The following is a 13764-nucleotide window of genomic DNA, read 5'->3' on the forward strand; positions in this document are numbered from 1 at the left end:
TCTTTCTTTTGTATGATGAAGCGGATCTTGTTCCTTTCCGGATGGCTTCTGCTGGCCGGAAGCACCTTTGCCCAGAAACCCGATAAAGCCGCCCGCAAATGGGTGGACGAAACCTACAAGCACCTAAGCCCGCGCGAGCGGATCGCGCAGCTACTGGTGGTGCGCGCCCACAGCAACCTTGGCCCCGAGCACGTGGCGCATGTAGACAGCCTGATCAACCTATACAACGTGGGCGGTCTTTGCTTTTTCCAGGGCGGCCCCGTGCGGCAGGCCCTGCTCACCAACCACTACCAGGCCATCGCCCGCACCCCGCTGCTGGTGACGATGGACGCGGAATTCGGCCTCGGCATGCGCCTCGACAGCATCACCCGCTACCCCTATCAGAGCACGATGGGCGCCCTGCAGAACGAAGCGCTTGTATACGAAGTGGGCGCTTCTATGGCGCGGCAGCTGAAGCGCATCGGTGTGCAGGTGAACTTCGCGCCGGTAGTGGACGTGAACAATAATCCCAATAACCCCGTGATCGGCTACCGCTCGTTCGGGGAGAATAAAGAAAAGGTGGCCCGCTACGGCGTGGCGCTGATGAAAGGCCTGCAAGACCACGGCGTGCTGGCTTCTGCCAAGCACTTCCCCGGCCACGGCGACGTGGAGGTGGACTCGCACCTCGACCTCCCCGTCATCCGCAAGTCGATGGGTAGCCTCGACTCGCTGGAGCTCTATCCCTTCAAGCAACTTTTTAAAGCCGGCGTCGGCTCGGTGATGATCGCGCACCTGGCGATTCCCGCCATCGATACCACGGCCAACCTGCCCACTTCGCTTTCCGCCAGCAACGTCAACGGGCTGCTGCGCCACGACCTGGGCTACAAGGGTATCGCCTTTACCGATGGCCTCGAGATGAAGGGCGTCACGAAATACTACAGCGCCGGCGAGATCGCCGTGCGGGCCCTTGAAGCGGGCAACGACATGCTGCTGCTCCCCGAGGATGTACCTGCCGCCATCAGCGCCATCGAAACCGCTATCGACGAGAAGCGCCTGCGGAAGAAAGACATCGAGGCATCCGTGAAAAAAGTGCTGCTTACAAAATACACGCTGGGGCTTTCGCAATGGAAACCGGTGGATACGACGCACCTGCTTGCCGACCTCAACGCCGAGACCGATTCGCTGCGCGAAGAAGTGGCCCGCAATACGGTTACGATCCTCCGCAACGACGCAGGCCTGCTGCCCCTGGGTCCGAAGCGCATCGCCTACGTGGCCATCGGCAAGAGCCCCGAGCCGCTGCTTGCGCGGCGCCTCCGCGAAGGCGGCACCGACGTCTTCTTTTTCCGTTATGAGCAAGACAGCACCGCGGCCGACAGCCTCGTGCGCCTGGTGCTCGACGGCCGCTACGATGCCGTGCTCGTGGGCCTGCACGACTACAGCCTGCGTACCGCCAACAACTTCGGCATCACGGCCAGCGCCGTGCAACTCTGGAACGGGCTCAACCACCGGCCGACTACGGCCACCCTGCTCTTTGGCAACGTGTATGCGGCAAAGAACTTTTGCGATGCCCGCACGCTGGTGGCCTTTTACCAGGACGACTCGCTGACGGAGGCCACGGCGTACCAGTTTTTACGCGCCGGCCTGCCGGCGAAGGGACGCCTGCCGGTTACCGTGTGCAACATCCCGTTTGGAACCGCAGCCGTAACGGGCCGCTTTGTGCCCGAAGGCTTCTCCGCCCCCTGGCTGGCGGTGGACTCGATCGTGCGCGATGGCATCGCCCGCAAGGCCTACCCCGGCGCACAGGTACTGGCCGTGCAGAACGGCGTCGTGCGCTACCACAAGGCATTCGGCCGCTACGACGGCGATTCGCTGTCGCTGCCCGTGCACCTCGAAAGCGTATACGACCTGGCTTCCATCACCAAAACGGCGGCCACTACCGTGGCCCTGATGAAACTATACGAAGAGGGCAAGCTGAACCTCGATGGCACCCTCGGCGACTACCTGCCGGCGGCGCGCGGCACCGACAAGGCGGGCCTGAAGGTGCGCGACATCCTGCTGCACCAGGCCGGCCTCGCTGCGGGCATCCCCCTGTATCCCGAAACGATGGATCCCGCCACGAAGCTGCCTTCGGCACGCTACTACCGCAGCGAGCCCAGCGACTCCTTCCGGGTGCCCGTGGCCCGCGACCTGTGGCTGCGCAGCGATTGGCCCGACAGCATGCTGCAACGCATCCTGGCCAGCCGCCTCGGGGTCGCCGGCCGCTACGTGTACAGCGACCTCGACTTCATCCTGCTGGGCAAGATCGTGGAAGCCGTCAGCGGGCAACCGCTCGATGTGTATATGCGCCAGCATTTCTACGCACCGCTCGGCATGACGAGCGCCACGTTTGTGCCGTCCCTCCATCCCGGCACCGGCCGCGTGGTGCCCACCGAAAGCGACGGCTACTTCCGGCGCCAGTTGCTCCAGGGTTATGTGCACGACGAGGCGGCAGCGCTGTTCGGCGGCGTGTCGGGCCACGCGGGCCTTTTCTCCAATGCCTGGGACCTGTCGGTGCTGTACCAGATGCTGGTAAACGGCGGCGAATACAACGGCCGGCGCTACCTGAAAGCATCCACGGTGCAGCTCTTCACCGCCTACGGCAGCCCCGCCAGCCGGCGGGGCCTCGGCTTCGACAAGCCCGAGCGCGACAACGACAGCCGCAAGGAACCCTACCCGGGCACCTTCGTATCGCCCGAAACCTTTGGCCACACCGGCTTTACGGGCACCGCCGTCTGGGCCGATCCCAAAACGAAGCTGGTCTACGTATTCCTTTCCAACCGCGTCAACGCCGGCCGCAGCAACCTCCTCGCCTCCCTCGACATCCGCGAGAAAGTGCTGGATGCGATCTATAAAGCCATTGCGAAAGAACCACAATAAAAGATCGCTGATGTCGGATGCCTCACGTCTGATTTGAGCAAAGAAAAACGGATCGCAATGTGATCCGTTTTTCATATCAGAAATCCGACATCAGACATCAGCGATTACTCCTGCGGTAGTGCCTGCCAGCGGCGGGCGAGGGCGTTGAGCACAAAGCCGGTGTAGAGCACCGACACGATCCACCAGGCCAGCGAAATGAGTCCGCCATGGTCGTCTACCCAGCTTGCGACGGGGTAATGGAGTTCCCGCCAGTCGGGCGGCGCGGGGCTGGGCGCTTCGCGGGAATAGTGGTAGGACAGGTACCGTTCTACCATTCCGAGAAAGAGGAAGCCGATATAGGGAAAGGTCCAGGCGTGCCAGGCGAGCAGCGCCCCCGAAAAGGTGCGGCCGGGGCTGCGCATACGGAGGAGCGCCCCGCCCAGGAACAGCCCGATAAGCAGCAGGAAAAGGTAAAAGCCCGACTCCTCGAAATCCCAGGCAAAGCCAAACAAGCCGATCACGATGGGCCACACGAGCGCCCCCACCACGGCTACCAGGAATACCTTGCGGCTGAAGCGCCGCCAGGTGAACAGCAGCAGGGCGCAGCCGAGGCTGACGTATGCGATTGCCAGGAAGCGCCCGGGCTCGGCGTCGCTGAGGCAGTCATTGACAAAAGACATGGCGTTGCGCAAGGAGCCGGTCTCGAGGTAATACGGATTGGGCGGGGTGCCGTTTTCCGTCTCGGCATACCGCTCCTCACTGTCGGGCACCCAGGCCGGCACGGCGTTGTAGGGCTTTACAAACGGCGCTTCCACAAGGGCCGCTTCGTTGAGCCGGAAGCGCACGCCGTACTTGCGGCAAATGGCCTCCACGGCTTCGATGTTGCGGCGGATGCCGTCGCGGCGCCCTCCTTGAATGAGCGCCTGCACGCGCTGCGCCACCGTCAAGGAAGAATCGAGGCCGCCGTACTGCGTATACAGGTAGGCAAGCGTGCAATAGTGATTGTAGGAAAAAGCGTCGGGGCGGCGCACCGCGTCGGCAATCATGCGGTAGTTGCTGTCGCTGGCGTATTCATCGGAACCGGGCAGGTAGGTCGTGTTCTCGTAATACGTGGGCAGCTGCTCCTTTTGCGCCGAGCAGCTGTTGAACAGGAAGTAGGGCGCCCGCTCCGTAGGCACGAAGGCGAGTCCTTCGTTAAGCTGGTTGAGCTCCTTTACGAAGGTGGCTTCGGAGGTGATGGTCCGCACGCGGGCCTGCACTCCCAGCATATAAAATTCGTAGTAGATACCGCTGCTGAAGAAGATCAAAAGGATAAGCGCGAATTCGCGCAGCAGGTGAAAGCGGCCAATACGGTAAAAGTTTTTGAACGCGTTGTTGCGCAGGTAATACAGCAGCCACAGCACGACCACCAGCACGGTGCACAGCGTAGAGAAGGCAGGGAGGCCGAAGCCGCCCACGAACCACACCGAGTAATAGGTGGCAATGGACCGCGCCTGCACGGTCAGGAAGCCGGCAAGGAAGAAAATAAGGTAGAGGCACAGGTTGGCAAGCAGCACCCACAGCACCCGGGTGTTCCAAAGTAGTGGGTGGTGAATGCGCAGGTATTGATTGATGCGTCGGATCATGGAGCAGGAGGCTTAGGCCACAAAAAAGCGGCGTGAGGAATGGGTGATGTCGCGCAGGTACTGCAGCGGGAGCCCGGCTTCGCCGATGCTTGCCAGGATGGGGCCGAGGGCGGTGCCGGGTGCGAAGTAGAGGATGTGCACGCCGCCGTTGAACGACTGCCGCTGCAGTCCGACCGGCGTCAGAAGGGTCTGCAGGGCCTCGCGGTCGGCGCTTGTTTCGAGCTCCAGCACCAGCGGCAACTCCTGCGGGTGCAGGGGGCGGTAGTGCGGGCGCCCCTGTTGCAGAAAGAGCACATCGTCGGACACCTTCTCCACTTCGTACAATTGCTGCGAGCTCAGTACGATGCCCAGCGGCATGCTTTCGGAGGCGGCCAGGTAGCGAAGGTCTTCGAGGATGACCTGCTGCGCCAGGATGTCGAGGTTGGCCAGCGGCTCGTCGAGCAGCAGCACGCGCGGGCGCCGCAGCAGGGTGCGGGCGAGCTCGAAGCGCATTTTATAACCCGACGAAATACGGCTCCAGTCGTAGCTGCGAAAGGGCCGCAGGCCCATGCGGGCCACGATCATTTCGGTCCAGAGCAGGTTTTCCTCGCCGGTATAGCCGGCGTAGGTACTGGCGTATTGCAGGTTTTCCATCAGTGAGCCGTACCAGGATTGCGGGCGCTGCGGGATAAAGGCCAGCGCCGTTTTGATGGCATAGACGTCGTCGCCGGGCGCTGCGAAGCCGTAGTGCAGGCGGCCCGCATCGGGGCGCAGCTCGCCGTAGAGCAGGCGGAGGAAGGTGGTCTTGCCGTTGCCGTTCTCACCCACGATGCCCGTCACCTGGCCGGGATGCAGCTCGAGGTCTACGGGGCTGAGGCCGAAACGGCCGCGGCGGTAGCGCTTGGCCACGCCTTCGGCGCGCAGCAGGAATGGAGGCTGCGGCGTTGTGTGCGGCGCGGAGCGGGCGAGGCGCGTCAACAGGTCGGCGGCGAGGCGGGCGCGCTCGCCGTCGGCGCTCTCGGCGGGCAGGGCATCGTAGGCGTCGCAAAAGCGCAGGGTGTCGCGGTATACGGCGAAGTCGGCGGTTTCGATGGCCGCATCGAGGAGGCGCCGGTAGCCGAGGTGAAAATCGTGGTTGCTGAAACAGGCCTGCACTTCGGCAAGGCGGCCTTCAAAAGGCGTCATAAGCGGTAGTTGGGGGAAGTAAGATAAGGGGATCGGGCTTAACGGCCGCGGTTGCGGCGGATCAGGTGGCCGGCGAGCCAGATGCCCCCGAACAGCAGGAAGGCAACGATGAAAACGTTCAGCAGGGTCCAGAAGAACAATCCGGCTTCGGGGGTGCGCAGCTCCATAGCAGTTGGGTTTGCCTAAAAATACAAAAGCCCCGACACAATCGTCGGGGCTTTCTTTTATCCTTCTGCTTTGGGCGTATTATCGGATTTTCCTTCACCACCGCCTCCGCCTCTGCGGCGACGGCTGCCCTGCGAGCGGGGCAACCCGCCCTCGCCGCCTTCGCTGCCCTTTTCACGGGGCGGGCGCGGGGGCTGGCCTTCCCTCTTTTCCTGCTGACCACCGCCACCGCGGCGTCCCTGCGGCGGCTGCTGGGGCTTCGGCTGCTGTTGCTGTCCGCCTTCGGCACTACCGCCTTCGTTGGTCCCACCACCACCACCACGACGTCCGTCGCGACGGGGCTGTTGCGGTTGCTGACCACCTTCGCGGCGGCCATCACGCTTCGGCTGCTGTTGCTGTCCTTCGGGCTTCGGCTGCTGGCCCTCTCCTTTCGGAGCCTGGCCTTCACCACGGCGTGGGCGCTGGCCACCGCCTTGCTGGGCGCCGCCCTGCTGACCGCCACCGGGACGTGCCGGCACGGGCAGGTTCGATTTGGCGCCGCCGCCACCGCCCCGCTGCTGGGGACGGCCGCCTTTGGCCTCGCCGCCGGGGCCTTTGCCCTGCTCGCGGCGCCGGTCGCGGCGCTTCTTATCGGCCTTTTCGAGGCTGCGCAGGCTGATATGGCCTACCACATCCACGAACTCGGGCTCCACTTCTTTTTGTTTGGAAGAAACCACTTCCACCACGCCGAGCTCGTCGGGAATGACACCCTGCGTGTTGAGGGCTTTGATCTCCTTCACGCGCTCGATGCTGAGCGGGTACTGCTTCGACGAATCGGGGAGCACGTACCACATGAGGTTTTTGAAGATATCTTTCTTGATGAGCGTAGCCGTACCGCGCTGCACACGCAGCAGGTCGGCATGCTCGGGGAAGCCCTGGAGGGCGTCGAGGTAGGTATCCAGCTCGTAGTTGAGGCAGCACTTGAGGCGGCCGCACTGTCCACTGAGCTTGGTCTGGTTGATCGACAGGTTCTGGTAGCGGGCGGCGGCGGTGTTGACGCTTTTGAACTCGGTGAGCCAGGTGGCGCAGCAAAGCTCGCGGCCACAGGAGCCGATACCGCCGACCTTGCCGGCTTCCTGGCGGGCGCCGATCTGGCGCATCTCCACTTTTACCTTGAACTCGCCGGCGAGGATCTTGATGAGCTCACGGAAATCCACGCGGTCGTCGGCAATGTAAAAGAAGGTCGCCTTTTTGCCGTCAGCCTGGATCTCGATCTCGCTCATTTTCATGTTGAGCTTCAGCTGGCGCACAATGGCGCGGGTGCGGATGAGGGCATCGCGCTCGCGGGCCTTGTTCTGCCGGGCCTGGTCGATGTCGCGCTCCGTGGCTCGGCGCAGGATGCGCTTCATGTCGGAAGCGTTTTCCTTGACACCCTTTTTCTTCAGCTGGAGCCGAACCGTTTCGCCGGTCAGCGAGATCTCGCCCACGTCGAAGCCGGAAACGCCTTCGACGGCCACGACCTCGCCGCTTTCAAAGTATTGCAGGGTGCTGTTGCGGTAAAATTCCTTGCGCGCGCCCTGGCTGAAGCTCACTTCCACCACGCGGCAGTAGGTTTCGGTATCCACGATCGGCAGGTTCACCAGCCAATCGAATGTATTGAGGCGGTTGCAGCTGTTGGTGCCGCAGCTGCCGTTGCTCTTGCAGCCGTTGGGGCTGCTTTTGGAGCCACAGTTTCCACATCCCATATGTTGAATTCTGCTCTTTAGGGGTTAAGTAAAGACCGGGAAGGGACTGCGCGCGGAATGGCTAGGAAGCTCGGACGCCTGGGGTTAGGGAAAATCCTGGCCCCGATGTCTCGGGAGGAAAAGCCCGGCCTTTAAGGGGCAGAGTCAGGCGGGATAAAGGGTTGCGCCCGCAGGGGCACCCCCTTTTATAGTGAGAATTCGATAGCGTTGTCATTCAGTCGGCACAGATCCGGAACCACGGGTATATATGTCGGGGCCCTTGCGGGCTTGGGACAAATATAGGCTATTTGCAGAGGGAAAGGAGGCGGAGGGAAAAGGGAGATTACTCGATTACTTGAATACATGAGTACAGGAGGGGAAGAATGCGGTCTTCCAGATCCGACATCCGACATCCGGCATCAGCCATCTAAACCGACACCACCACCCGGTGCTTGATAATGTGAAACAGCTTGATCGTCAGCGCGTGAAACAGGATCTTGGCGTTGGCGTTGCGCTCGATGTGGTAGGCCGCGGCGTCGAGCTCGGCGGCGGCGGCCTCCTTCTGGGCAGCGTCCATCACCTTGTTGAGGCGCTGGGCAAAGTCGGCCTCGGTGGCGGAGAAACTTTGGAGCAGGACATCCCCGGCAGGCGAACCCTGCAGCACCTCGAGGCGCAGGGCCTGCTCGATGAGGTGGGTGAAATAGCGGAGCAGCTGCTTTTGCTTTTCGCGGCCGAGGCGCGCGAGCTCCTCGATCACCTTCAGCTGGGCCGCGGGCAGGTAGCGGATCGTAGCGCCCAGCCATTCCTTCAGCAGCGACCCGAAGTCCTCATCGGCATGCTGCAGCAGGTGCAGCGCTTCTCGGTATGAGCCGTCGGCGGTGTTGGCGAGCTGCCGCGCCTGCTCGGGCGCCACGGAGGCACGCGTGCGGAGCGCCTCTTCGATCGCCGCCGCTTCCAGCGCCGGCACTTTCACCAGCTGGCAGCGCGACAGGATCGTATTGAGAATGGCGCCCTCGTTTTCGGCTACCAGGATAAACAGCGTGTCGGCCGGCGGCTCCTCGATCAGCTTCAGCAGCTTGTTGCCTTCCTTGCCCAGGTACTCGGGCATCCACAGCACGAGGATCTTATAACCGCTTTCAAAACTCTTGAGATTCAGTTTGCGAATGATCTCGTTGCATTCATGGGCGGTGATGTTGCCCTGCTTGTTTTCTGCGCCGATGAACTGCAGCCAGTCGTACACGCTCCCGTAGGGCAGCTGGCCGGTAAACTCGCGCCATTCGGTGATATAGTCCGTAGACAGGGGCTTGTCGCCCGACTTTCGGGGGATGACCGGGTAGGAATAGTGGATGTCGGGGTGCACCATGCCCTGTGCCTTGGCAAAGGAGGGCTGTGCTTCCATCCAGGCATCGGCGGCCGCTGCTGTGGCCGGGAGCCTTACTTCCAGGGGCTCGCCGAACAACCCGGAGGGGGCGGCGTCTTTCGTAGGCAGCAGCGACACGTATTGGGCAAAGGCCAGGGCCAGCGGCAGGGCGCCGCCGCCTTCTTTTCCCAGGAAAAGGAGGGCGTGGCTGAGGCGGTTCTGGGCCACCATCTCCACTAAATGCTGCTTCACTTCACTCTGGCCGATTACGTCGCGGAACATGGGTGCAAATTAACGGGATAATGGGACAATGGCGCTTCGACGGCGCTCAGCGCGACAGGGCCCTGGTCATCCGGAGCGCAGCCGAAGGATGGGGCGATGGAATCGTGTTGGCCGGGCAAGGAGACTTCGCCGGAATAATTACTTTTGCGGGATGTACAAAAACCAACTGCTCACCCTGCTCTTTGCGCTCATCGGCCTTTCTGCCGGCGCGCAGGAAGCCAATGACCTGTTCGTTCCCGAATTCAACTGGAAGATCCGCATCCCCGCCGGCTACACCCGCGTATCGCAGGCGGGTGCCGACAGCCTGTCGGAAGGCGGCGAGGAAATGATTGAAAAACATACCGGCATTACGATCAACACCCGGCCCAAAGACCTGTTCACCTTCCGCAACGGCCCCTTGCATTACATCGAGGCCAATTACCTCCCCCGGACCACCAACAGTGTGAAAGAATACGAAGCCGCCTTCCGCAAAATGACCGAAGTGGTGTATACCACGTTCGAGAAACAGTTCAGCGCAGCAGCGGTAGACACGGCCACCGGCACCGAAGTCATAGCCGGGATGCGCTTCTACGCGCTGCGGGTGCAAATAAAGGCGGCCAACGGCTTCGTGCTGCGTATGCACCTTTATACGCGTCTCGTGGGCGAGCGCGACCTGACGGTGACCTTTCTTTCGATCGACAAAGACCGCCTCGAAGAACTGCTCAACGCTTTCCGCACGTCTACCTTCGGCGCCACAGCTGCCCAGGGGAAGGCGAAACCGTAGCTGTTCGCTTTCGCGATGCGCACAAACGTCTTGGCGGGCGCCTTTGACGTTCGCAAGGAACGCTGCGACACCGATGCTTTGACAAAATACAGTCACGCGAAGCCAGCGGCCTTAACGCGGAGGCTTCTGACGTTCACGCGGAAGCCGCTGACGGTCACACATTCGCCGCTGACGTTCACGCAGAGGCTACCAACACCCATGCGGAAGCCGCTGACGTTGGCGCGGAAGTCATGTTCATTCACGCGGAGCGCAGCAACACGGCAACAATATCTGGCGCCAACGTCCGTTGTGCGCCATTGTAAACGCGAACGCCCCCGCCGATGGCGGGGGCGTTCGTCTGGAGTGGGGTTTGGAAACACGACCAGGATCATCACTTACGTATCATCCCATTACCCCATTTACCCAATGGTATTATTTCAGGTACCCGGTCAGCTCGTCGCTCATCGGCTCTACCTTACTGGGAAACACGTGCACAAGGTTGCCGTTCTCATCGACCAGGAACTTGGTGAAGTTCCATTTGATCGGGTCGGCCACGCCCTGCTTTTTGGCTTCGGCCACGAGGTATTGAAACAGGGGCGCAATGTCTTCGCCTTTCACCGACACCTTGGCGGCCATCGGGAACGTAACGCCGTAGTTCTTCCTGCAGAAAGCGCCGATCTGTTCGTTGGAGCCGGGCTCCTGGGCACCGAAGTTGTTGGCGGGGAAGCCTACGATCACGAGCTTGTCCTTATACGTTTCGTACAGCTTCTCGAGGCCGTCATACTGGGGCGTATAACCGCATTCAGAGGCCGTGTTTACAATGAGGATCTTCTTGCCTTTGAATTGCGCAAAGTCGATGGTGCCGCCGCTGAGGCCGTCCACCTTGAAATCGTAGATGCTGTTGGCAGTGAGGAGCATGGTAAAAAGGGTTGCGAGGATTGCGAGTTTCATGAATGGATGGTTTTGAACCGATAACAAAGATAACCCGGGAAAGTTTGGCTCCACCCGCCAAAGCTTCAGCGGCGGGGGGAACGTTAAGACTGTCCTAAAAGCCACCAGCGCCCTGTGCTTTTTTCCCGGCAAAACAGTCTATCGGGAAAGCCTGCTTATGCAACCGAAACACAACCTCCTCCGCGGCGTCCTGCTGCTCCTGGCCCTGCCGATCGTTTTTTCCTTCACCCGCCCGCGCCCCCAGCAGCGCCCGCCGGTCCCGAAGATCCAGGTGGCGCTCCTGCTCGATGTGAGCAACAGTATGGACGGTCTCATCGACCAGGCCAAGGCCCAACTCTGGAACCTCGTGAGCATCCTGGGCCGCGCCGAATGTGCCGCCGGCACCCCGCAGATCGAGATCGCCCTGTATGAATACGGCCGCAGCGCCAACGACGCCGCCAAGGGCTATGTGCGCCAGATCCAGCCCTTCACCTCCAACCTCGACGCCCTCTCCAAAAGCCTGTTTGCGCTCAACACCAACGGCGGCGAGGAATACTGCGCCCAGGTGATCTATACCTCGGTGCAGGACCTGGCCTGGGACAGCAGCGCCCAAACCTACAAGGCCGTCTTCATCGCCGGCAACGAAAGCTTCCGCCAGGGCTCGCTTTCCTGGAATACCGCCTGCGCCGCCGCCCGTGGTCGGGGCATCGTGGTCAACACGATCTATTGCGGCCCGCGCGACCAGGGCATCCGTGAATTCTGGAACCTCAGCGACTGCGCCAACGGCTCCTTCACCAACATCAACAGCGATGCAAAGGCCGAAGACATCCCGACGCCGTACGACAGCATGCTGTACACCCTCAACGAACGCTTCAACAGCACGCTGATGGCCTATGGGCCGCGCGGTTCGGCGGCCATGAGCGAAGTGGCCGAAGTAGACGCGCTGAACCAGCGGCACAACAAATCTTCCGGCGCCGCCCGCACTGCCGTGAAAGGTAAGAGAAGCCTGTACAACAATTCCGACTGGGACCTGGTGGATGCGTATGAATCCGACAGCAGCAGCTACCGCCGCGTAGACCGCGCGATGCTGCCCGACAGCCTGCGCGGCAAGAGCGACGCCGGGCTGCGTGCCGCCATCAAGCAAAAGCGCGCCGAGCGCGACGCCGTGCGCGCCGAGATCGCCGAAACGAGCCGCCTGCGCGAAGCATGGCTGACCGAAGAACGCAAGCGCCGCGCCGGCAATGCCGCCGCCGAAGCCACGCTCGAAAGCGAAATGGAGAAAACGCTGAAAGCGCAGGTACAGCGCAACGGCTACATCATCCGCTAACGGTTCACAATAACCGACGGGATGCGGTCGTTTCGGAAAGGTCACCTAAGCATGCGGCGACCAGCACCTGCGACAGGTGTTGCCGTTTACCGGCAGCCTCGACAGCCTTTCCGGAGCCCTGTTCGCGCTGCGCACCAGCGGGTCGCTGGAATATTGCGGCCGCGTGCTGACGTCGGCGCTCGACGAACTTCACTGGGACAGCAGCCCCGGCAGCTACCGCACGATTTTTATTGCGGGCAACGAAAGCTTCGGCCAGGGCGACGTGGCACCGGTGAACGCGTGCGTATCCGCACAGCGGAAAGACGTCGTGGCCCTGCTGGTCTGGAACGACCGCCTCAATCAAACCTACCTCTCCTATCTTCAGCCAACCTACGATACGGTGCCGGTTTCCGACCTGAACGATCCAAACAAGGTGATACAATACCGCGTCGTCATCGACTCGATGAATTTCTCCGCCGGCTCGGGATTGAACCGCATCGCCATCAAAGGGAACGCGCGCCTCGACCGCAACGAAAGCTGGGATCTGGTAGACGCCGAACGCGCCCATCCCGGTTTTGCCGGCGCGCTCGAGCGCCGGCGCCTGCCCCAGCCGCTGCGTCACCTTTCCCCCGAAGAACTGACCGCGTTGATCCGCAGCAAAGGCGCCGCCCGCGACAGCATTCGTGCGGAGATCACCACGCTTTCCGATGCACGGAGCGCCTGGCTGGAGCGCGAGCGAACGCTGCGCGCCCACACAGCAGGCTTTTCGCTGGACACGGCCCTCGAAAAAATACTGAAGGCACAGCTCCAAGCCCGGGCGTTCCTGGTAGATTAAGGCAGCGCTAATCCTGCAGGCGCATCATCTCGTCCGTGTCGGTGCGGTCGCCTTCGCCGGAGTGCCCGGCGCGCGCCCGCTCGTCGGCGCTGGAATCGAGCGCCGGCTGCCATTCGTTGACCGGCACGCCCGAAACCGCCTGCTGCGGCGCCGCCTGCTCAGGGGCGTCCTGTTGCTTTTTTTCTTCCATGTTCCTGCTTTGCGGAAGAAGCGCAAATGGGGTGCCGGGGCTGGGACCGCTTTGCTATCTTTAGCAAAAGAAAGCACCATGGACCAGTCTGCCTACCTCGCCCTGCTCGACCGTACGGAACAGGAAACCCTGTCGGTTACCGCCCGCTTTGACGATGCCGCGCTGCAACAGCGCGCCGACGGGAAATGGAGCCCGCTGGAGGTGCTGGAGCATTGTTGCCTCACCGAGGCGCTGGTGGCGGGCCTGCTGCAGCGCCCTTCGGCCGAGCACCACGATGGCGAAACGGTGCACGGCTCCGACAAGCTGTATCACCTGATGGTAAACAAACGCGCCGTCAGGATTGCCGCGCCGGAGCGGCTGCACCCCAAGGGCGCCTTTACCGGCCGCGCCGCCTTCGAAGAACGCTTCCGCAGCCAGCGCGCGGCGCTCCGCGACGCCATCGAAGGCAGTATGCTGACTCTCGACAACCGCCTGTTTCCCCACCCCGTGCTTGGCAATATGACCGTGGCCGACTGGCTCTACTTCCTGGTGCACCACACGCAACGCCATCTGGAAGACCTGAAAGAACGCATACCCGCTACCGTATAA

The 13764-nt window shown here is 62.0% G+C and carries 13 protein-coding genes; 5 read left to right on the plus strand and 8 right to left on the minus strand.

The features are described from left to right. Nucleotides 1–12 precede the first annotated feature (12 nt). Nucleotides 13–2895, plus strand: coding sequence for a serine hydrolase domain-containing protein (locus E0486_RS08895; RefSeq protein WP_131851813.1), 2883 nt, complete (start codon nt 13–15; stop codon nt 2893–2895). A gap of 104 nt (nt 2896–2999) precedes the next feature. Here E0486_RS08895 and E0486_RS08900 read toward each other — a convergent pair whose 3' ends face one another. The 5 genes from E0486_RS08900 to E0486_RS08915 all read right to left on the minus strand — a co-directional run bounded on the left by E0486_RS08900 (nt 3000) and on the right by E0486_RS08915 (nt 9173). Further along, nucleotides 3000–4499: a hypothetical protein gene (locus E0486_RS08900; RefSeq protein ID WP_131851814.1), complete on the minus strand. Its 1500-nt coding sequence runs from the start codon at nt 4497–4499 to the stop codon at nt 3000–3002. A 12-nt stretch (nt 4500–4511) separates the two neighbouring features. After that, on the minus strand, nt 4512–5663 hold the full coding sequence (locus E0486_RS08905) for an ATP-binding cassette domain-containing protein (protein WP_131851815.1): 1152 nt from the start codon (nt 5661–5663) through the stop codon (nt 4512–4514). A gap of 38 nt (nt 5664–5701) precedes the next feature. Beyond that, nucleotides 5702–5830, minus strand: a complete 129-nt coding sequence (locus E0486_RS19285; RefSeq protein ID WP_262709626.1) for a hypothetical protein — start codon at nt 5828–5830, stop codon at nt 5702–5704. A gap of 57 nt (nt 5831–5887) precedes the next feature. Further along, nucleotides 5888–7552: a PSP1 domain-containing protein gene (locus E0486_RS08910; RefSeq protein WP_131851816.1), complete on the minus strand. Its 1665-nt coding sequence runs from the start codon at nt 7550–7552 to the stop codon at nt 5888–5890. A 406-nt stretch (nt 7553–7958) separates the two neighbouring features. Further along, nucleotides 7959–9173 carry a DNA polymerase III subunit gene (locus E0486_RS08915; RefSeq protein WP_131851817.1) on the minus strand — a complete coding sequence of 405 codons (1215 nt, stop codon included), beginning with the start codon at nt 9171–9173 and terminating at the stop codon, nt 7959–7961. 151 nt (nt 9174–9324) lie between these two features. Here E0486_RS08915 and E0486_RS08920 point away from each other — a divergent pair, with 151 nt between their 5' ends. Continuing rightward, nucleotides 9325–9936: a hypothetical protein gene (locus E0486_RS08920; protein WP_131851818.1), complete on the plus strand. Its 612-nt coding sequence runs from the start codon at nt 9325–9327 to the stop codon at nt 9934–9936. 92 nt (nt 9937–10028) lie between these two features. Here the strand turns inward: E0486_RS08920 and E0486_RS18810 are convergent, their stop codons facing one another. Beyond that, entirely contained in the window at nt 10029–10178 is a 150-nt protein-coding gene (locus E0486_RS18810; protein ID WP_165917257.1) for a hypothetical protein, read from the minus strand. 169 nt (nt 10179–10347) lie between these two features. Beyond that, nucleotides 10348–10866, minus strand: a complete 519-nt coding sequence (locus E0486_RS08925) for a glutathione peroxidase (protein WP_131851819.1) — start codon at nt 10864–10866, stop codon at nt 10348–10350. A 157-nt stretch (nt 10867–11023) separates the two neighbouring features. On the opposite strand from E0486_RS08925, the gene E0486_RS08930 reads away from it, so the two are divergent. Further along, nucleotides 11024–12172 carry a vWA domain-containing protein gene (locus E0486_RS08930; protein WP_131851820.1) on the plus strand — a complete coding sequence of 383 codons (1149 nt, stop codon included), beginning with the start codon at nt 11024–11026 and terminating at the stop codon, nt 12170–12172. Between the two features lie 76 nt (nt 12173–12248). Next, nucleotides 12249–12986, plus strand: a complete 738-nt coding sequence (locus E0486_RS08935; RefSeq protein ID WP_131851821.1) for a hypothetical protein — start codon at nt 12249–12251, stop codon at nt 12984–12986. A gap of 7 nt (nt 12987–12993) precedes the next feature. Here E0486_RS08935 and E0486_RS08940 read toward each other — a convergent pair whose 3' ends face one another. After that, nucleotides 12994–13176, minus strand: a complete 183-nt coding sequence (locus E0486_RS08940; protein WP_131851822.1) for a hypothetical protein — start codon at nt 13174–13176, stop codon at nt 12994–12996. Between the two features lie 78 nt (nt 13177–13254). On the opposite strand from E0486_RS08940, the gene E0486_RS08945 reads away from it, so the two are divergent. Further along, on the plus strand, nt 13255–13764 hold the full coding sequence (locus E0486_RS08945; RefSeq protein ID WP_131851823.1) for a DinB family protein: 510 nt from the start codon (nt 13255–13257) through the stop codon (nt 13762–13764).

This window comes from Flaviaesturariibacter aridisoli (genome assembly GCF_004343705.1).
In the GTDB taxonomy this organism is placed as follows: domain Bacteria; phylum Bacteroidota; class Bacteroidia; order Chitinophagales; family Chitinophagaceae; genus Flavisolibacter; species Flavisolibacter aridisoli.

What these genes read in the sequence shown, in the direction of transcription:
- E0486_RS08895 (WP_131851813.1), top strand. Translation starts at nt 13, where the DNA reads ATGATGAAGCGGATCTTGTTCCTTTCCGGATGGCTTCTGCTGGCCGGA.
- E0486_RS08900 (WP_131851814.1), bottom strand. Translation starts at nt 4,499, where the DNA reads ATGATCCGACGCATCAATCAATACCTGCGCATTCACCACCCACTACTT.
- E0486_RS08905 (WP_131851815.1), bottom strand. Translation starts at nt 5,663, where the DNA reads ATGACGCCTTTTGAAGGCCGCCTTGCCGAAGTGCAGGCCTGTTTCAGC.
- E0486_RS19285 (WP_262709626.1), bottom strand. Translation starts at nt 5,830, where the DNA reads ATGGAGCTGCGCACCCCCGAAGCCGGATTGTTCTTCTGGACCCTGCTG.
- E0486_RS08910 (WP_131851816.1), bottom strand. Translation starts at nt 7,552, where the DNA reads ATGGGATGTGGAAACTGTGGCTCCAAAAGCAGCCCCAACGGCTGCAAG.
- E0486_RS08915 (WP_131851817.1), bottom strand. Translation starts at nt 9,173, where the DNA reads ATGTTCCGCGACGTAATCGGCCAGAGTGAAGTGAAGCAGCATTTAGTG.
- E0486_RS08920 (WP_131851818.1), top strand. Translation starts at nt 9,325, where the DNA reads ATGTACAAAAACCAACTGCTCACCCTGCTCTTTGCGCTCATCGGCCTT.
- E0486_RS08925 (WP_131851819.1), bottom strand. Translation starts at nt 10,866, where the DNA reads ATGAAACTCGCAATCCTCGCAACCCTTTTTACCATGCTCCTCACTGCC.
- E0486_RS08930 (WP_131851820.1), top strand. Translation starts at nt 11,024, where the DNA reads ATGCAACCGAAACACAACCTCCTCCGCGGCGTCCTGCTGCTCCTGGCC.
- E0486_RS08940 (WP_131851822.1), bottom strand. Translation starts at nt 13,176, where the DNA reads ATGGAAGAAAAAAAGCAACAGGACGCCCCTGAGCAGGCGGCGCCGCAG.
- E0486_RS08945 (WP_131851823.1), top strand. Translation starts at nt 13,255, where the DNA reads ATGGACCAGTCTGCCTACCTCGCCCTGCTCGACCGTACGGAACAGGAA.